16 protein-coding genes are annotated in these 18,153 nt (G+C 74.1%); 11 read left to right on the top strand and 5 right to left on the bottom strand.

What is annotated here, in order from left to right:
• Positions 1-139 precede the first annotated feature (139 nt).
• Positions 140-847: a hypothetical protein gene (locus NLX85_RS03455; protein ID WP_254333605.1), complete on the top strand. Its 708-nt coding sequence runs from the start codon at positions 140-142 to the stop codon at positions 845-847.
• A 22-nt stretch (positions 848-869) separates the two neighbouring features.
• Here the strand turns inward: NLX85_RS03455 and NLX85_RS03450 are convergent, their stop codons facing one another.
• Positions 870-1,361, bottom strand: a complete 492-nt coding sequence (locus NLX85_RS03450) for a DUF3093 domain-containing protein (protein WP_254331565.1) — start codon at positions 1,359-1,361, stop codon at positions 870-872.
• Positions 1,362-1,447: 86 nt separating this feature from the next.
• Between NLX85_RS03450 and dut the strand changes: the two genes are divergently transcribed.
• From dut to NLX85_RS03430, 4 genes are all read left to right on the top strand, one after another.
• Positions 1,448-1,945 (top strand): dUTP diphosphatase, encoded by a 498-nt coding sequence (gene dut, locus NLX85_RS03445; protein ID WP_254331564.1) that lies wholly within the window; start codon positions 1,448-1,450, stop codon positions 1,943-1,945.
• Between the two features lie 25 nt (positions 1,946-1,970).
• Positions 1,971-2,624: a DUF3710 domain-containing protein gene (locus NLX85_RS03440; RefSeq protein ID WP_254331563.1), complete on the top strand. Its 654-nt coding sequence runs from the start codon at positions 1,971-1,973 to the stop codon at positions 2,622-2,624.
• Between the two features lie 311 nt (positions 2,625-2,935).
• Entirely contained in the window at positions 2,936-3,316 is a 381-nt protein-coding gene (locus NLX85_RS03435) for an OB-fold nucleic acid binding domain-containing protein (protein ID WP_091311801.1), read from the top strand.
• Entirely contained in the window at positions 3,313-3,987 is a 675-nt protein-coding gene (locus NLX85_RS03430; protein ID WP_374628050.1) for a DUF3159 domain-containing protein, read from the top strand. Before NLX85_RS03435 ends, NLX85_RS03430 begins: the two co-directional genes overlap by 4 nt.
• A gap of 18 nt (positions 3,988-4,005) precedes the next feature.
• Here the strand turns inward: NLX85_RS03430 and NLX85_RS03425 are convergent, their stop codons facing one another.
• Both NLX85_RS03425 and NLX85_RS03420 read right to left on the bottom strand, forming a co-directional pair.
• Positions 4,006-4,695 (bottom strand): TrkA family potassium uptake protein, encoded by a 690-nt coding sequence (locus NLX85_RS03425; RefSeq protein WP_148428321.1) that lies wholly within the window; start codon positions 4,693-4,695, stop codon positions 4,006-4,008.
• A gap of 2 nt (positions 4,696-4,697) precedes the next feature.
• Positions 4,698-5,363 carry a TrkA family potassium uptake protein gene (locus tag NLX85_RS03420; protein ID WP_212837381.1) on the bottom strand — a complete coding sequence of 222 codons (666 nt, stop codon included), beginning with the start codon at positions 5,361-5,363 and terminating at the stop codon, positions 4,698-4,700.
• A 158-nt stretch (positions 5,364-5,521) separates the two neighbouring features.
• On the opposite strand from NLX85_RS03420, the gene NLX85_RS03415 reads away from it, so the two are divergent.
• The 4 genes from NLX85_RS03415 (at position 5,522) to dxs (ending at position 12,011) form a co-directional block, all read left to right on the top strand.
• On the top strand, positions 5,522-7,585 hold the full coding sequence (locus NLX85_RS03415; RefSeq protein WP_254331562.1) for an APC family permease: 2,064 nt from the start codon (positions 5,522-5,524) through the stop codon (positions 7,583-7,585).
• A complete protein-coding gene (locus NLX85_RS03410) occupies positions 7,582-8,820 on the top strand; it encodes a class I SAM-dependent RNA methyltransferase (RefSeq protein ID WP_254331561.1) in 1,239 nt (412 codons plus the stop codon). Before NLX85_RS03415 ends, NLX85_RS03410 begins: the two co-directional genes overlap by 4 nt.
• A gap of 13 nt (positions 8,821-8,833) precedes the next feature.
• The gene (locus NLX85_RS03405; protein WP_254331560.1) at positions 8,834-9,994 is read left to right on the top strand and encodes an anhydro-N-acetylmuramic acid kinase; all 1,161 of its coding nucleotides are present in this window, start codon (positions 8,834-8,836) and stop codon (positions 9,992-9,994) included.
• A gap of 70 nt (positions 9,995-10,064) precedes the next feature.
• Positions 10,065-12,011: a 1-deoxy-D-xylulose-5-phosphate synthase gene (gene dxs, locus NLX85_RS03400; protein ID WP_254331559.1), complete on the top strand. Its 1,947-nt coding sequence runs from the start codon at positions 10,065-10,067 to the stop codon at positions 12,009-12,011.
• A gap of 85 nt (positions 12,012-12,096) precedes the next feature.
• On the opposite strand, the gene NLX85_RS03395 is transcribed toward dxs, so the two are convergent.
• Both NLX85_RS03395 and NLX85_RS03390 read right to left on the bottom strand, forming a co-directional pair.
• Positions 12,097-12,741, bottom strand: a complete 645-nt coding sequence (locus tag NLX85_RS03395; protein ID WP_254331558.1) for a hypothetical protein — start codon at positions 12,739-12,741, stop codon at positions 12,097-12,099.
• A 440-nt stretch (positions 12,742-13,181) separates the two neighbouring features.
• The gene (locus NLX85_RS03390; protein WP_254331557.1) at positions 13,182-14,366 is read right to left on the bottom strand and encodes a hypothetical protein; all 1,185 of its coding nucleotides are present in this window, start codon (positions 14,364-14,366) and stop codon (positions 13,182-13,184) included.
• A gap of 239 nt (positions 14,367-14,605) precedes the next feature.
• Here NLX85_RS03390 and NLX85_RS03385 point away from each other — a divergent pair, with 239 nt between their 5' ends.
• Together NLX85_RS03385 and NLX85_RS03380 are read left to right on the top strand one after the other, a co-directional pair.
• Complete coding sequence (locus tag NLX85_RS03385; RefSeq protein ID WP_254333597.1) at positions 14,606-16,405, top strand: hypothetical protein; 1,800 nt, start codon at positions 14,606-14,608, stop codon at positions 16,403-16,405.
• Complete coding sequence (locus NLX85_RS03380) at positions 16,363-18,150, top strand: hypothetical protein (RefSeq protein WP_254331556.1); 1,788 nt, start codon at positions 16,363-16,365, stop codon at positions 18,148-18,150. Before NLX85_RS03385 ends, NLX85_RS03380 begins: the two co-directional genes overlap by 43 nt.
• Positions 18,151-18,153: the final 3 nt, after the last annotated feature.

Raw genomic sequence — 18,153 nt, 5'->3', positions numbered from 1 at the left:
GGACGCCGACGGGGGCGGCGCCGACCGGTCGACCGGGAGGACACCACCCGCGGAAGCCTCCGCCGAGCCGGCACCGCCCACCACGGACGCCGACCGGCCCACCACGGACGCCGACCAGCTCGGCGCGACCGTCGCCGAGCTGACCGCGGACGACCTTCCCGTGGCCCGCCGCCGGCAGCTGCTCACCCGGCTGGTGGGCCAGGCCCGCGCCCGCGGCATCACCGACCTGTACAAGCCGAAGGCCGCGATCCGCTGGATGGCCGACACCGTCGCCGAGATCGCCCCGCGCGTGCCGATCCGCGACCGGGCCACGCTCTTGAAGCACTTCCCCGGCCTGGACGACGACGCCCTCGCCGACCGGCTCATCCGCAACGCGGCCCGGGCCACCGCCGGCGTCGGCGCGGCCGGCGGCGGGGTCGCCGCGGTCGAGTGGGCGATCACCCCGACCCTGCTCTCGGCCCCGGTGCTGCTGGCCGCCGAGACGGTCGCCGTGGTGGCGATCGAGCTGAAGCTGATCGGCGAGCTGCACGAGGTGCACCGGGTGCCGCTGCCCGCCGGGGGCGCGCAGCGGGCCGTGTCGCTGGTGCAGTCCTGGGCCACCCAGCGCGGGGTCAACCCGATGATGCCGGGCGTGGGGGTCAGCGCGGTGCTGGGCACCGCCGCCCGCCGGGAACTGCGCGACAGCCTGCTGCGCCGCTTCGGCCGCAACCTCACCACGCTCGGCCCGTTCCTGACCGGCGCCGCCGTGGCGGGCTACCTCAACCGGCGGGCCACCCGCACCCTCGGCGACCAGCTCCGCAAGGACCTCCGCCACCAGGCCCGCGCGCTGCCCGGCAAGCACCCCTGAACCGGGGGACCGTCGGGGCAGGTCAGCCGGCGTCGCGGGCGGCGAGCAGGGCGGTCGCCAGCTCGACCGGGTGGCGGGTGCTGACCACCCAGAACGGGGTCGGGTCGTCGGGATCGTTCAACACCACCTGCACCGCGCCGCCGACCCAGGGGCGCTGCACCACGAAGGCGAGCGGGTCGGAGCCGACGCCGAGCACCTCACGCCGGCCGGCCGCGTCCAGCGGCACCGCGTCGGCGACGAAGCGCACCGGGAGGCGGGCGTCGTCGACCCGCAGCTCGCCGGCCCGGACGGTGACCCGGATCCGGCCCAGCCACCAGAGCGTGGCCGCCGCCGCGGGAAGCAGCAGCACGAACGGCAGCCAGGCCCGGACACCGCTCGCGCCCATCCACAGCTCGGCGGCGAGCAGCCCGGCGGCGGCCAGGCCGGCCGGCCAGGCCCACCAGGGCAGCCCGAGGCGCTCCGCGTATCCGGCGGTGGCGGCCACGGGGGCGGTCGAGGATGACGACTGACGCACAGTCCGAGGGTACGGCGCGCCGGCGGCCGGCGAACCGGCAGGATGGCAGGGTCACCCCCGCAAGGACCGGACGGAAGAGGATGACCGTGACAGACGTCGTACCCGTGCCCGTACGGCAGCTCGACCCGGAGCTGCCACTGCCGGCGTACGCCCATCCCGGCGACGCCGGCGCGGACCTGGTGGCCGCCGCGGACGTGGAGCTGCCGCCCGGCGGGCGGGCCCTGGTGCCGACCGGCGTGGCCGTGGCGCTGCCGGAGGGGTACGTCGGCCTGGTGCACCCCCGATCGGGGCTGGCGGCCAGGCTCGGCGTGACGGTGCTCAACGCGCCCGGTACGGTCGACGCCGGCTACCGGGGTGAGATCCTGGTCAACCTGATCAATCATGATCGGGAGACGCCGGCGAAGATCAGCCGCGGTGACCGGATCGCGCAGCTCGTGGTCCAGCGGGTCGCCCGGGCCGAGTTCCAGCCGGTGGTCGAGCTGCCCGCGTCCCGGCGCGGGACCGGCGGGCACGGCTCCACCGGCGGGCACGCCGGGCTGGTCCCCGCTCCGGCGGGCGGGCGGACGGAAGAGGTGGCAGGGTGAGTGCGAACAGCGGAGGGTGGGCGCAGTGATCTTCTCCCGTAAGCGGGCCGAGGGCGCGCGGCACGCGCGTGACGAGCGGGACGCCGGGGTCCTCGACACCGAGGAGACCCCGCAGCCGCCGGCCCGCGGCCCGTACGACGTGTCCGAGGCGCCGGACGCGCCCCGGCTCGACCTGGGCAGCCTGCAGATCCCGGCGGTGCCGGAGGTCGAGGTGCGGGTGCAGGCCGACCCGCAGGGCGTGATCCAGCAGGTGGTGCTGGTGCACGGGCCGAACGCCCTGCAGCTCGGCGTCTTCGCCGCGCCCCGCTCCGACGGCATCTGGGACGAGGTGCGCGAGGAGATCCGGCAGTCGCTGTTCAACGACGGCGCCGCGGCCCAGGAGGTCGAGGGGGAGTACGGCACCGAGCTGCGCGCCCGCGTCCGCACCCCGGACGGCATCACCGACCTGCGCTTCGTCGGCATCGACGGGCCGCGCTGGATGGTGCGCGGGGTCTACCAGGGCGAGGCCGCCACCAACCCGGTCGCCGCCGGCCCCCTCACGGCCTGCCTCGACGGGCTGGTCGTCGACCGCGGCCACGAGGCCAAGCCGGTCCGCGAGCCGCTGCCGCTGCGGCTGCCCCGCGAGATGTCCGAGCAGCAGGCCGAGCAGGAGGGCGCCCCGCAGCAGCGCGAGGCATGAGTCCTCGCGCCGCAGCAGCGCGAGACTGAGACCTGAGTCCTCGCGCCGCAGCAGCGCGAGACTGAGGTCCGAGCCCCCGCGCCGCAGCAGCGCGAGGCTGAGGTCCGAGCACCGTGGTCCGGGCCCGGTCGGAGTCGGCGTGACGTCGACGACGCCGGGCCCGTCGCGTGTCCGGCCCCGGGGGTACGCCCTCCGACGCCGGTCCCGCCGCCGGGCCGGATCGGCGTACGCTGGCGGGACGGTTCCGGCAATCCGGGGCCTACCCAGAGCCGGCGGGAGCCGGCCGGCGTGGAGAGGGTGACGCGGAGGTCATGACGACCGACGAGAGCCGGGTGTCGCTGCGGCGGTTCCTGCAACGGCTCACCGCGAGCGAGGCCGAGATCGAGGCGCAGGAGCTGCAACGGGAGAGCGCCGAGTGCGGCGGCATGCCGGCCCGCCAGTGCACGCGCGGCCAGGTGGTGTCGGTCACCGGGCGGCTGCGCACGGTGGTCTACACGCCCCGGACCAACCTGCCCACGCTGGAGGCCGACCTCTACGACGGCAGCGACGTGGTCACCCTGGTCTGGCTGGGCCGGCGGCACATCGACGGCATCGAGCCGGGCCGGCACCTCACCGCCCGGGGCCGGGTGGCCGTACGGGACGACCGCAAGGTGATCTACAACCCGTACTACGAGCTGGAGTCGCCGAAGTGACGACCGGACAGCACACCGAGCCGGAACTCGGGCCGGAGGACGAGCGGCTGCCCAGCATGGCCGAGCAGATGGCCGACCAGCTCGGCGGCTGGCGGGGCCTGGTCGAGTCGAGCATTCCCGTGGTGGTCTTCGTGATCGCCAACGTGGTGGGCGACCTGCGTCCCGCCGTGATCGCCTCGGTGGCGGTGGCGCTGCTGATCGCCGGGCTGCGGCTGGCCCAGCGCCGGCCGGTGCGGCACGCCGTCAACGGCCTGGTCGGCATCGCCATCGGCGCGGCCATCGCCTGGCGCACCGGCGACGAGCGCGACTTCTACCTCCCCGGCATCCTCTACGGCATCGGCTACGGCCTGGCCCTGCTGCTCTCGGCGGCCATCAAGCAGCCGCTGGTCGGCTGGATCTGGTCGGTGCTGGTGGCGAAGGGCCGCTCCGAGTGGCGCGACGACCCGAAGCTGGTGCGCACCTTCACCCAGCTCACCGTGCTCTGGGGCGTGGTGTGGCTGGCCAAGGTCGGCGTGCAGGCCGGGCTCTACCTCGCCCACCAGGACACGGCGCTGGGCGTGGCCCGGCTCGCCCTGGGCTACCCGCCGTACGCCCTGCTGCTGCTGATCACCGTCTGGGTGGTGCGCCGGGTCACCCGGGAGCCCGAGCCGACGCCGCTGCCGGGGGCCTGAGCCCCCGGCGCCACGCGGTCAGGACCGCTCGCGGTTGCGCCCGACGCTGTCCGGGCCGAGGATCACCGCCCGGACCTCGTCCTCCACGGCCGCCGTGCACACGAAGATCAGCTCGTCGCCGGCCTCGATGGGGTCGTCCGGGCTGGGCACCAGCACCCGCTTGCCGCGCAGGATCGCCACGAGCGCGGCGTCCCGGGGCAGCGGCACGGCGTGGATCGGCTGCCCCACGTAGGGCGCGGTGGGCGGCAGGGTGATCTCGACGAGGTTCGCCTCACCCTGCCGGAAGGTCATGAGCCGGACCAGGTCGCCGACGGTGACCGCCTCCTCGACCAGCGCGGCCATGACCCGCGGCTTGCTCACCGCGACGTCCACGCCCCACTGCTCGGTGAAGAGCCACTCGTTCTCCGCGCGGTTGACCCGGGCCACCACCCGGGGCACCGCGAACTCGGTCTTGGCGAGCAGCGACACCACCAGGTTGACCTTGTCGTCCCCGGTGGCCGCGACGACCACCTCGCAGCCGGCCACGTTGGCCTCCTCCAGGCTGGCCAGCTCGCAGGCGTCGGCGAGCACCCAGTCGGCGGCCGGCACCCGGTCGGGCCGGAGCATCTTGGGCTGCCGCTCGATCAGCATCACCTGGTGGCCGTTGTCGATCAGCTCCTGGGCGATCGACCGGCCCACGTTGCCCGCGCCGGCGATGGCGATGCGCATGCTCACTGCCCCCCTTCGGGTGCCACGGCCGCCACCGAGGTGACCGAGGCGGCGATGTCGTCGGTCACCAGCATGAAGACCTGGTCGCCTTCCTGCACCACGGTGGAGGCGGTCGGCAGGGTGCCGATCCCGAACCGGATCAGGTAGGCCACCCGGGCGCCGGCGGCTTCCTCGAGGTGCCGCAGCGACCGGCCGATCCAGTCCTTGTGCACCGGCACCTCGATGATCGAGACGGTGCTGGTCGGGTCGCGGAAGATCTCCACGTTGCCCTCGGGGACCAGGTGGCGCAGCATCCGTTCGGCCGTCCACCGCACGGTGGCCACCGTGGGGATGCCGAGGCGCTCGTAGACCTGGGCGCGGCGCTGGTCGTAGATCCGGGCGGCCACCCGGGACACGCCGAAGGTCTCCCGGGCCAGCCGGGCCGAGATGATGTTGGAGTTGTCGCCGCTGGAGACCGCGGCGAAGGCGTCGGCGCGCTCGATGCCGGCCTGGCGCAGCACCTCGCCGTCGAAGCCGGCGCCGGTGACCGTGATGCCGGCGAAGTCCGGCCCGAGACGGCGGAACGCGTCCGCGTCCTGGTCGATCACCGCCACCGAGTGCCCCCGGGACTCCAGGCCGTGGGCCAGGGTCGACCCGACCCGGCCGCAGCCCATGATCACGACATGCACGGTGTCCGCTCCTCCCACGGTGCCGCCCGCCGACCCGTCGTCTGCGAGCCTGCCACGTCCCCGCTGCCGGCGGGGGATCGAACCGTACCGCGCGGGCGCGCACGGGGCGATCGGCCACCCCCACCGCCCGGCGCGAGGTGGTCGTACTCTTTGCGGTTGTGGCCAGACCCACCTCGCTGCTGAAGCGACTCCTCCTCGGTCGACCGTTCCGGTCCGACCGTCTCCAGCACACCCTCCTGCCGAAGCGCATCGCGCTGCCGGTCTTCGCCTCCGACGCGCTCTCCAGCGTCGCCTACGCCCCGGACGAGATCCTGCTGACGCTCTCCATCGCCGGGGCGTCGGCCTTCTTCTTCTCGCCGTGGATCGCGCTCGCGGTCGTCGTGGTGATGCTGACCGTGGTGGCCAGCTACCGGCAGAACGTGCACGCCTACCCCTCCGGCGGCGGCGACTACGAGGTGGCCACGGTCAACCTCGGGCCGCGGGCCGGGCTCGCGGTGGCCAGCGCGCTGCTTGTCGACTACGTGCTGACCGTGGCGGTGTCGGTCTCCTCGGGCGTGGCGAACCTGGGCTCGGTGGTGCCGTTCGTGGCCACCCACAAGGTGCTCATCGCGGTCAGCGCGGTGGTGCTGCTCACCGCCATGAACCTGCGCGGCCTGCGCGAGTCGGGCACCGCGTTCGCCATCCCCACCTACGGCTTCGTGATCGTCATCGGCGGCATGCTGCTGACCGGGCTGGTCCGGATCTTCATCCTCGGCCAGGACCTGCGGGCGCCGAGCGCCGGATTGGAGATCCACGCCGAGCACAGCGTGACCGGCTTCGCGTTGATCTTCCTGCTGCTGCGCACCTTCTCCTCCGGCTGCGCGGCGCTCACCGGCGTCGAGGCGATCTCCAACGGCGTGCCGGCGTTCAAGACGCCGAAGTCGAAGAACGCGGCGACCACCCTGCTGCTGCTCGGCACCATCGCGGTCAGCATGCTGGTCGGCATCATCTGGCTGGCCAAGCTGACCCGCCTCCAGTTCGTCGAGGACCCGGCGCAGATCGTCTCCGGGCCGGACGGCTACGTGCAGAAGACCGTCACCGCGCAGCTCGGCGAGACTGTCTTCGGTAACGGCTCGGTGCTGCTCTACGTGGTGGCCGGGATGACCGCGCTGATCCTGTTCCTGGCCGCCAACACCGCCTTCAACGGCTTTCCGGTGCTCGGCTCGATCCTGGCCCAGGACCGCTACCTGCCCCGCCAGCTGCACACCCGGGGCGACCGGCTGGCCTTCTCCAACGGGATCATCTTCCTGGCCGTCGCCGCCGTGGTGCTGATCATCGGCTTCCAGGCCGAGGTGACCCGGCTCATCCAGCTCTACATCGTCGGGGTGTTCGTCTCGTTCACGCTCTCCCAGGCCGGCATGATCCGGCACTGGAACCGGCACCTGCGCACCGAGCGGGACCCGGAGGCGCGGGCCCGGATGGTCCGCTCCCGCGCGATCAACGCCTTCGGCATGGTGATGACCGGCGTGGTGCTGGTCATCGTGCTGATCACCAAGTTCCTGCTGGGCGCCTGGATCGCGATCGCCGCCATGGCGGTGATCTACCTGCTCATGCTGGCCATCCGCCGGCACTACGACCGGATCGCCGCGGAGCTGGAGCCGACCGAGCAGCGGGCCGTGCTGCCCGCCCGCAACCACGCCATCGTGCTGGTCAGCAAGCTGCACCAGCCCACCCTGCGGGCCATCGCCTACGCCCGGGCGACCCGGCCGGACACGCTCACCGCCGTCACGGTCAACGTCGACGACAAGGACACCCGGGACCTCCAGGCCGACTGGGAGCGGCGCGAGCTGCCGGTGCCGCTGACCGTGATCGACTCCCCGTACCGTGAGATCACCCGGCCGATCCTCAACTTCGTGGCGTCGACCCGCCGGGAGTCGCCCCGCGACGTGGTCACGGTCTTCATCCCCGAGTACGTGGTGGGCCGCTGGTGGGAGAACCTGCTGCACAACCAGAGCGCGCTGCGGCTCAAGGGGCGGCTGCTGTTCGAACCGGGCGTGATGGTCACCAGCGTGCCCTGGCAGCTCGCCTCGACCGCCAGCAAGAACCTGGACCGGCTGGACGCCACGCTCACCCGCGGCCCGGCGCGCGGGCCGCGGGTGGCCCCGCGCAGCACCCTGCCGCCCACCGTCCCGCCGGTGGTCTCCGCGCCGCCCGGCGAGAGCGGTTCGGGGGAGCGCCCGTGACCGCGCCCGCCCGGACCGGGCTGGAGGAGGCGCAGCGGGTCGAGCTGACCGTGGACGCGGTCGCCCCGGGCGGGCACTGCGTGGCCCGGGTCGAGGGCCAGGTGGTCTTCGTCCGGCACGCGCTGCCCGGCGAGCGGGTGGTGGCCGAGGTGACCGAGCTGCACCGGGGCTTCGCCCGCGCCGACGCCGTGGAGATCCTGACCGCGTCGGCGGACCGGGTCGAGCCGCCCTGCCCGTACGCGAAGCCGGGCCGGTGCGGCGGCTGCGACCTCCAGCACGTCACCCCGGCCGCCCAGCTCGACTGGAAGGCCACCGTGGTGCGCGAGCAGCTCACCCGGCTGGGCGGGCTCACCGACGACCAGATCGACGCGCTCGGCGTCCGGGTCGAGCCGCTGCCCGGCGGGCCGCTGGGCTGGCGGTCCCGGGTCCGCTACGCGGTCGACGCCGCCGGCCGGGCCGGGCTGCTCAAGCACCGCTCGCACGAGGTCGTGCCGATCGACCGCTGCCGGATCGCCCACCCGGCCATCCAGGACCTGCCCGTGCTGGCCCCCAGCGGGGCCTCCTGGCCGGACGCCGACGCCGTCGAGACGGTCGCCTCCACCGGCGGCGACGTCAGCGTCGTGGCCTTCGCCGAGGGGGCGCCCACCCCGGTGAGCGGTCCGGCCGAGGTCCGCGAGGTGGCCGCCGGCCGCGACTGGACGCTGCCCGCGTCCGGCTTCTGGCAGGTGCACCCGGCCGCCGCGGACACCCTGGTCGGGGCGGTCCTCGACCTGCTCGACCCGCGCCCCGGCGAGACCGCCTGGGACCTCTACGGCGGCGCCGGACTGTTCGCCGCGGCCCTCGCCGGCCGGGTCGGCGACGCCCGGGTCACCCTGGTCGAGTCGAGCCAGGACGGGGTGGACGCGGCCCGGGCCAACCTGGCCGACCTGCCCCGGGTCGAGGTGGTTCCCGCCCGGGTGGAGACCGCGCTGGCCCGCCGCCGGGTCACCGGCCCCGTCGACGTGGTGGTGCTCGACCCGCCGCGCTCCGGCGCGGGCGCCCCGGTGGTGCGGGACATCGTGGCCGCCGGCCCGCGCGCGGTCGCGTACGTGGCCTGCGACCCGGCCGCCTTCGCCCGGGACGTGCGCACCTTCACCGGGCTCGGTTGGCGCCTCGCCGCGCTGCGCGGCTTCGACCTGTTCCCGATGACCCAGCACGTCGAGCTGGTCGGGCTGTTCCTGCCTCCGGGGGAGTGACTAGCCTGGCCCGATGAAGATCGTCGGGCTGATGTCGGGCACCTCGTACGACGGGGTGGACGTGGTGGCGGCCGAGTTCACCCGGGACGGGGAGACGCTGCGGCTGCGGCCGCTCGGGCACCGCAGCCTGGACTACCCCGACGACCTGCGGGCCGAGATCGGCGCGCTGCTGCCCCCGGCGGCCACCACCATCGAGGCGGTCTGCCGGCTGGACAACCGCCTCGGGGAGGTCTTCGCCGACGCGGCGGCGGCCGGCGTCGAGCTGGCCGGTGGCGCGGCCGACGCGGTGGTCTCGCCCGGGCAGACGGTCTTCCACTGGGTCGAGGCGGGCCGGGTGCGGGGCACCCTCCAGCTCGGCGCGCCGGCGCGGGTGGCCGCCCGGGTGGGCGTACCCGTGTTGCACGACCTGCGGTCGGCGGACGTGGCGGCCGGCGGCCAGGGCGCGCCGCTGGTCCCGGCCTTCGACGCGCTGCTGCTCGACGCGGCCGGCGGGCCGCGGGCGGCGCTCAATCTGGGCGGGATCGCGAACCTCACCGTGGTCGCCCCCGGGACGCCGGTCCTCGGGTACGACGTGGGCCCGGCCAACGCCCTCCTGGACGCCGCGGCCCGGCGCTTCCTGGACCGCCCCTGCGACCTCGACGGGGCCCGCGCGGCGGCCGGCCGGGTGCACGAGGGGCTGCTGGGGTTGCTGCTCGCCGAGCCCTACTACGCCGCGCCCCCGCCCAAGTCGACAGGCAAGGAGCTGTTCCACGGCCGCTACCTGGACGACCGGCTGGTCGCGCTGGGGGAGCCGGTGGCCGCCGACGACGTGCTGGCCACGCTCACCGAGCTGACCGCCCGGACCGTCGCCGACGCCTGCGACGGGCACGGGGTGACCGAGGTCATCGCCGCCGGCGGGGGAGTGCGCAACCCCACACTCCGGGCCCGGCTGGTCGAACTCGCCGAGGGGCGCTGGCGGCTGCGCACCACCGACGAGCTGGGAGTGCCGGCCCAGGCCAAGGAGGCGTACGCGTTCGCCCTGCTGGGGTGGCTCTCCTGGCACGGGCTGCCCGGGGCCATCCCCTCGGTCACCGGGGCGTCCCGGGCCGCCGTGCTGGGCTCCTGGACCCCCTCCGGCCCTCCGCTCGCCGCCACCCCGGCCACGGCGCCCCGCCGGCTGGTCGTCACCCCCTGATCGGTGGGTTGACCTGGGGAGATCCACGGCCGCGCTGCGGGCTGTCGGGTGGCCGATAGACTCTTCGGTCATGAGTGTTGAAGAGGGCACGGCCAACCACGGTCGGCTGCTGGGCACCGTCCGCGGCCCGCAGGACGTGAAGCGGATGACGGCCGAGCAGCTGGACATCCTCGCCGCCGAGATCCGGGACTTCCTGATCGCCAAGGTCTCCCGCACCGGCGGGCACGTCGGCCCCAACCTGGGCGTGGTCGAGCTCACCCTGGCCATGCACCGGGTCTTCGACTCGCCGCGCGACCGGCTCCTGTTCGACACGGGCCACCAGGCCTACGTACACAAGATCGTCACCGGCCGGCAGGAGGGCTTCGACAAGCTCCGCCAGCGCGGTGGCCTCTCCGGCTACCCCAGCCAGGCGGAGAGCGAGCACGACCTCATCGAGAACTCGCACGCCTCCACCGCGCTCTCCTACGCCGACGGCCTCGCCAAGGCGTACGCGCTGCGCGGCGAGAAGCGCAGCGTCGTCGCCGTGGTCGGCGACGGCGCCCTGACCGGCGGCATGTGCTGGGAGGCGCTGAACAACATCGCCACCGCCGGCAACCCCCTCGTCATCGTGGTCAACGACAACGGCCGGTCCTACTCGCCGACCATCGGCGGCCTCGCCGACCACCTCTCCTCGCTGCGGCTCAACCCCGGCTACGAGAAGGTGCTCGACACCGTCAAGGACGCCCTCGGCTCCACCCCGCTGGTTGGCAAGCCGATGTACGAGGTGCTGCACGCGGTCAAGAAGGGCATCAAGGACGCGGTCGCCCCGCAGGCCATGTTCGAGGACCTCGGCATCAAGTACGTCGGCCCGGTCGACGGCCACGACGTCCCCGCCATCGAGTCGGCGCTGCGCGCCGCCAAGAACTTCGGCGGCCCGGTGATAGTCCACGCGGTCACCCGCAAGGGCTACGGCTACCGCGCTGCCGAGGAGGACGAGGCGGACCGCCTGCACGGCCCGGGCGGCGCATTCGACATCGAGACCGGCAAGCTGCTCGCCGCGCCGTCGGTGAAGTGGACCCACGTCTTCGCCGACGAGCTGGTCACCATCGCCGACGAGCGCCCCGACGTGGTCGGCATCACCGCCGCCATGGCCGAGCCCACCGGCATCGCCACCCTGGCCCGCAAGTACCCCAACCGGGTGTACGACGTGGGCATCGCCGAGCAGCACGCCGCCACCTCGGCGGCCGGCCTCGCCATGGGCGGCCTGCACCCGGTCGTCGCCGTCTACGCCACCTTCCTCAACCGCGCCTTCGACCAGGTCCTGCTCGACGTGGCCATGCACAAGCTGCCGGTCACCTTCGTGCTCGACCGGGCCGGCATCACCGGCCCCGACGGCCCCAGCCACTACGGCGTCTGGGACATGTCGGTCTTCGGCGTGGTGCCCGGCCTGCGGATCGCCGCGCCCCGCGACTCGGCCACCCTCCGCGAGGAACTGCGCGAGGCGGTCGCCGTCGACGACGGGCCGACCATCCTGCGCTTCCCGACCGGCACCGTGGCCGCCGACCTGCCGGCCGTCCGCCGGGTCGGCCCGGTCGACGTGCTGGCCGAGTCGGCGCGTACCGACGTGCTGCTGGTCGCGGTCGGCTCCTTCGCCGGCCTCGGCATGGAGGTCGCCACCCGGGTCGCCGAGCAGGGCTACGGCGTGACCGTCGTCGACCCGCGGTGGGTCCGGCCCGTGCCGGCCGAGCTCGTCGAGCTGGCGGCTGGTCACCGGCTCGTGGTCACCGTCGAGGACGGGGTCCGGGTGGGCGGTGTCGGTTCCGCCCTCGCTCAGGCCATGCGGGACGCTGACGTTCGGGTGCCGGTGAAGGACCTGGGCGTGCCGGCGGACTGGCACCCGCACGGGACCCGGGCGCAGATCCTTGCCGACCTCGGGTTGACGGCTCAGGACGTGGCTCGGGACGTGACCGGGTGGATCTCGGGGCTGGACGCGCAGTCGGTCGACCCCGCCGCCGACGAGGCGACCGCCAAGAACTGATCTCAGCTACGCCGAACGGGCGGTCCTGCCTTGCGCGGGGCCGCCCGTTCGCGTCGGTGACCCGGCTGGGCCTGAGCACCCTCGGCTAACGATCCGCCGATGCTTGAGGCTGTCCATCGTCGCTCGCGGTCTCCAGCAGGCGCGCAACCTTCAACAGGTCCCGGGCGCGGAAGTAGGCGACTGGGTCGTCGGACCAGAGATCAGGCCGCATACGTCCTTCAAGCTCCGCGACAGCCAGAACCAGAAGCTGCCGTTGCTCCGATGTCAGATCGCCACCCGACGACAGAGCGGCGGTAACGAGGACGTCAATCGTGTTGCCAGCACCGTCAGCTGTCACCCTCAACGCGGGAAGGCGCCGGCGACTCCAATACCGCAGGGCGGACAAGGCCGCCGACCTGGCCGCGCCGTACCAGATCGGTGGGAAGCCGTTCGGGTTGCGATCCTGAGCGCGCGGAATCCGTTGGCCACGTTGCTTGGCCTGCCGGCGTCTGTGCGCGTAGTCCCGCATGTCCGCATGCCACTGGGTGCGACTTGCCTCAATCGCGTCGAGCGCCTTCAGGAGCGCGTCCTCGTCACGCTGAAACGGGCCCGCGACCTCCTCCAGGAAGGCCAACGTCGCGTGGAAGCCGATCGGTCGGTAGAGCTGCACGCAGGACCGCAGAGCCGACACGCGGAGGCCGTAGGGCAGAGATCTGTCACGGACCTTCCGCGCGTACGTGCCGAAACTCACCGAGCGAGGGTAGCCGCAGGCGCAACGCCTGCGGGGGTGCGCCGATTCTGTCTGTCCACCTCAGTCGAGCCACTCCGGTTCGGCGCTACGGTGGGCCAGTTGTACCAGATTCATGTCGTCCGCGGCAGTTGCCGGAAGGGTATCGGCAGCACCTTCCGCGCGCGAGCCTTCTACACCAGACACGGCTGGAAGCCGGACGGGAAATTCCGGGAACGGCCGGACAACTCCAAGTACATCAACATGCGGCTTGAGTTGACGCCCCATCGTGCGACGGCCCCACTCCTCCCCGGAAGGAGGGCTGAGCCAGGACCCGGCGAGAAGATCTTGGTAGGAAAAGGCCCCTATAGGGGCCACTTCGTACCAAGATCTCCAGCGACGACGAACGAACGCCGCAACTCACCGGCTGCACCGAACCCCCACCACCGCGACCACGGACGGTCTCAGCGGCCGCCGACGGACCGGTACCAGGTCTTCTCCGTACCCGCCAGGCTGAACGTCTGCTTCCGGTCCGGCTGCGCCACCACCACGAGACCAGGCCGGTCCACCAGCCGCGTGGTCCCCGGCGGCGCCGCGAACGACGCATCCCGACCCCGCCAACTCAACACGGCAAGCGGCTGCCCCGGCACCGGCAGGTAGTAAGCCTGCAAGGTCGTCGACCGGTCGGCAGGCGACACCACGGGAGAACCACCACCGGCCGGCCGGTAGACCACCGCGGTCATCGTCCCGGTGGCGCTCTCCCAGGTGAGCTGCTCCAACTCACCCGGCTCGCCACCGCCAAGAGCAATCGACCCGAGCGACCGCACGGAGATCTTCGCCATCGGCCACGACTCCGGCACCGACAGGGGCGCCTGCCGGTCCCCGATCCGCCGCGGCACGCTCCCGAACGGCCCCCGCTCACCGGCGAGCACACACGTGTCCAGCCCGGTCAGCGCCCGCTTCCCCGACCCGGTCTCGTCCCGCACCAGCGGATAGCGGGGCGCGGAGGTCGCCGTACCCAGGTCGAGGACGCGGTCCGCGGCCCGGCCGCGCGGCAGCGAGCGGGTGGGCCGCAGGGTCGCGGTCACGGCCACGGCCTGGCACGGCGGCACGGCGACCGGCTCGGTGATGCCGTCGGCGGCGGGGAGGGCCTTGCCGTCGGGGCCGAGCAGGCGCTCGACGCGCGCGGAGGTGAGGTAGCGGCGGCCGGCGGGCTGCTGGACGGGCAGCACGTCGGAGTAGACCAGGTAGCCGGGGTCGGTGTACTCGGTGGCGTGGGCGATCCGCCAGCGCTGCCCGTCGCGGTCGAGTTGCAGCAGCCAGGAGGCGGCCTCGCCGGGCACGTCGGCGGCGACCAGGGCGAGCGGCGACCCGGCGACCTCCCCGGAGTAGAGGATGCCGGAGGAGGCGAGGTGGGCGCGGTCGTCGACGGGGGAGCGCCAGTCGCGGACTGCGGCGGTGATGCCGGCGGTCGCGGCGGCGTCGCGAGCCAGGTTGCCCCGCGCCGGCCAGACCTTCAGGGTGCCGTCGAGGCTGTCGTAGCCGACCGGCAGCGCGGCCGGCTGCCGCCCGGCGACGGGGCCGCAGCCGGTCAGCAGCAGGGCCAGCAGCGCGGTGGCCGTCGTGCCGCGTCGACGGACTGAAACCACCCTGTACGCCCCCTGAATCCCGTCTTCACCGGTCGTGTCCGGAAGCACACATGGTACGAGATGTCCGGCCGGCGGGCCGCGCCCACCTCGACCCGGCACAGCACCGACCAGAAAGGACGGTGAGCGGCGATTCGGACGCCGGTGACCTGCTCCGGTAGACTCCGCCGACTGTGACGCCTGCCGAGCCCCGTGGTGACTCGACGCCGGACGCCGACGCCCCGGGCGGACCGCTGTCCGTCATGGTGGACGAACCCCCGGTCACCGCGGGCGACCCGGAGCCGGCCGCGCGGCGGCGGTGGCGGTGGACGCCGCGCCGGCAGAACCTGGCCGTGTACGGGGTCTTCCTGCTCGCGGCGCTCTGGGTGACCAGCGGGATCTGGGCCGACCCGGCCGGCCGGGTGGCGGCGCTCTACAGCAGCGACCCGGCGCAGGTGCAGTTCTTCCTGGCCCACTCGGTGCGGGTGGTGCTGCACGGCGAGTACCCGTTCTACACCGACCAGTTCAACTATCCGGACGGCGTGAACCTGATGGCGAACACCGCCATCCTGGCCCTCGGCATCCCGATGGTGCCGGTGACCCTCCTGTTCGGACCGGCGGTCTCCTTCGTCACCCTGGTCACCCTGGGCCTCGCCGGCACGGCCGCCGCCTGGTACCGGGTGCTCTCCCGGCACCTGGTCCGCAACCGGCTGGCCGCCGCCGTGGGCGGCTGGTTCTGCGGGTTCTCGCCGGCCATGCTGTCGCACGCCAACTGGCATCCGAACATCATCAGCCAGTTCCTGCTGCCGTTCATCGTGTGGCGGGTGCTGGTGCTGACCCGCTCCACCCGGCCGGTCCGCGACGGCGCGCTGCTCGCCCTGCTGGTCACCGCGCAGGCGTTCGTCAACGAGGAGATCCTGCTCTTCACGGCGTTGGCCTGCGGGGTGTTCCTGTTCGCCGTGGTGGTGCAGCAGCGCGAGCGGTGGGCCGCGGCGTGGCGGCCGCTGGGCGTCGGGCTGGGCGTCTGCGCGGTGCTCGCCGGGGCGCTGCTGGCGTACCCGCTGTGGGTGCAGTTCGCGGGGCCGATGGCGTACCACGGGCTCAGCGACACGGTCCGCGACTACGGCAACGACATCGCCGCGTTCTTCACCCCGGGCTCGACCACGCTGGGCGGCAACGAGCGGGCCAACGTGAACCTGGCCCCGAACTACTCGGAGGAGAACGCCTTCTTCGGCTGGAGCCTGTCGCTGCTGGCCGTCGGCATCGTGGTGTGGCTGCGCCGGGAGGTGGTGGTTCGGGCCCTCGGGGCGACCGGGCTGTTCTTCGCCGTGCTCTCCCTCGGCGAGCGGGTCTCCTGGTGGGACCGGGACCTGGTCACCGGCCCGTGGGAGCTGCTGGTCCGGCTGCCGCTGCTGGACGCCGTGGTGCCGACCCGGTTCGGCCTCATCACCACCGTGGTCATCGGGGTGCTGCTGGCCCTGGCCGTCGAGCGGGCGGCGGCGCTGCGGGTGGTGGAGCGGCGCACCGTGCGTACCCTGACCGCCGCCGGTCTGGTGTTCGCGCTGCTGCCGATCGCGCCCATGCCGTTGCGGGTCACCACCCGCCCGGCCGTGCCGAAGTTCATCACGGCCGACCGGTGGCGGCACTACGTGGGCCCGGACCAGACGCTGGTCGCCGTGCCGGTGCCGGCCATGGGCAACACCGACCCGATGCGCTGGGCGGCCAGCACCGACCTGGCCTTCAAGATCCCCGGGGGCTACTTCCTCGCCCCGCGCAACGGGGTCACCGGCGACCCGGGCCGCTTCGGCGGCCGGCCCAGCGGCATCGGTGAGCTGCTCGCCGAGGTCGAGGCCACCGGGCGTACGCCGAAGCTCGACGACCGGCAGCGCCGGCGCTTCCTCGACGAGCTGCGGCACTGGCGGGCCGCGATCGTGGTGCTGCCGCTGACCGAGCAGAACGCCGAGCCGCTGCGCCGCACCGTGGAGCAGCTGGTCGGGCCCGCCCGGCAGGAGATGGACGTGTGGTTGTGGGACGTCCGGACACTGACCAGCCCGTCCGCCTGACCGGCCCGGACCGCCCCGGGCCCGCGCCCCGGCGCCGGTGGCGGCCGCGCCCGGTCGACGCGCTCGTGGTCGCCGGCTACCTGGGCCTGGCCGTGCTGCTCACCGCCCGCCAGTGGGGCCGGCCGGACCGGCTGTTCCACCAGGCCGGCGACCAGATGCTCTTCGAGTGGATGCTGTCCCGGGCCGCCCGGGCGGTGACCGGCGGGGAGAACCCGCTGCACAGCACGGCCCTGAACGTGCCGGACGGGGTCAACCTCATGGCCAACACGTCGGTGCTCGGGCTGGGCGTGCCGCTCACCCCGGTCACCGCGCTGTTCGGCTCCCAGGTGGCCTTCCTCGTGGCCGTGGTGCTCTGCCTCGCCGGCACGGCCACCGCCTGGTACGCGCTGCTCGCCCGCCGGCTGGTCCGCTCCCGGGCCGCCGCGGCGGTGGGCGGGCTGTTCTGCGGCTTCGCCCCGGGCCTCGTGTCGCAGGCCGGGGCGCACCTGCACATGGCCGCCCAGTTCCTGATCCCGGTGATCCTCGGGCTGGTGTTCCGGCCGGCCCACGACCGGATCCGCCGGGACGGGGTGCTGCTCGGGCTCGCCGTCGCGTACCAGGTCTTCCTCGGCGAGGAGGTGCTGGTCTTCCTGGCCCTCGCGGCCGGGGTGTTCGCCGGGGCGTACGCCCTCGCGGACCGGGGCGCGGCGCGTCGGCTGGCGCCCGTGGTGGCGCGCCGGCTCGGGATCGGCGCGCTGGTCGCCGGGGTGCTGCTGGCGTACCCGTTCCAGTTCCAGTTCCACGGCCCCGGCCACTACAGCGGGATGCCGTTCTACGCCCGGGGCTACCGGCTGGACCTGGCCTCCTACGCCACCGCCGCCCGGCAGACCGTCGCCGGGGACGCCCACCACGCCGGGCTGCTCTCCCCGAACGCCACTGAGGAGAACTCGTTCTTCGGGCCGTTCCTGCCGCTGCTGGCGGTGCTCATCGTGGTCCGGCTGTGGCGGCGGCCCCTCGTCCGGGCCCTCGCCGCCTGCGGGCTGCTCTTCGCGCTGCTGTCGCTCGGCACCACGATCGTCGTGAACCGGCACGACACCGGGGTGCCCGGGCCGTACCGGCTGCTCGCCGGGGTGCCGCTGCTCGACCTCGTGGTGCCGGCCCGGTTCGCGCTGGTCTGCGTGCCGGTGCTCGGGGTGCTGCTGGCCCTCGCCCTCGACCGGGTCCGGCACCGCGCCGCCCGCACCTGGGCGCCCTGGGCCGGCGCCGTCGCCGCCGCGCTGCTGCCGCTCACCCCGACCCCGATCCGCACCGTGCCGGCCATGCCGGTGCCGGCCTTCGTGGCCGACGGCGGCTGGCGGGCGTACGTGCCGCCGGGGCGGACGCTCGTGCCGGTGCCGCCGGTCACCGGGTCCGGGGTCAGCCCGGCCACCTTCTGGTCGGCGCGGACCGGGCTGGCCTTCGACGCGCCGGGCGGCTACTTCATCGGACCCCGCTCCGCCGCCGACCCGGCCGCGCACTGGGGCGCGCCGGACCTGCCCACCTCGCTGCTGCTGCGCCGGGCCGCCGAGACCGGCCAGGTGCCGCCGATCGGCGACGCGGAACGCCGCCAGGCCGTCGCGGACCTGCGGCACTGGCGGGCTGCGGTGCTGGTGCAGGCCGACTCGACGCCGGGCGACCCGGTCCGCGCCACCGTGGACGCGCTGGTCGGCCCCGGCCGCGACGTCCCCGGCGCGCACCTCTGGGACGTCCGCCCCCTCGTGGGCTGACCG

It is taken from the genome of Micromonospora sp. A3M-1-15 (assembly GCF_024213425.1).
Lineage (GTDB): Bacteria > Actinomycetota > Actinomycetes > Mycobacteriales > Micromonosporaceae > Micromonospora > Micromonospora chersina.
The sequence above is the reverse complement of the archived record's forward strand: the minus strand, read 5'-3'. Positions and strand labels throughout refer to the sequence as shown.

Excerpts from the sequence above, each read along its gene's own strand:
- NLX85_RS03425 (WP_148428321.1), bottom strand. The coding sequence starts at position 4,695 with ATGCGCATCGCCATCGCCGGCGCGGGCAACGTGGGCCGGTCGATCGCC.
- NLX85_RS03385 (WP_254333597.1), top strand. The coding sequence starts at position 14,606 with ATGGTGGACGAACCCCCGGTCACCGCGGGCGACCCGGAGCCGGCCGCG.
- NLX85_RS03435 (WP_091311801.1), top strand. The coding sequence starts at position 2,936 with ATGACGACCGACGAGAGCCGGGTGTCGCTGCGGCGGTTCCTGCAACGG.
- dxs (WP_254331559.1), top strand. The coding sequence starts at position 10,065 with ATGAGTGTTGAAGAGGGCACGGCCAACCACGGTCGGCTGCTGGGCACC.
- NLX85_RS03405 (WP_254331560.1), top strand. The coding sequence starts at position 8,834 with ATGAAGATCGTCGGGCTGATGTCGGGCACCTCGTACGACGGGGTGGAC.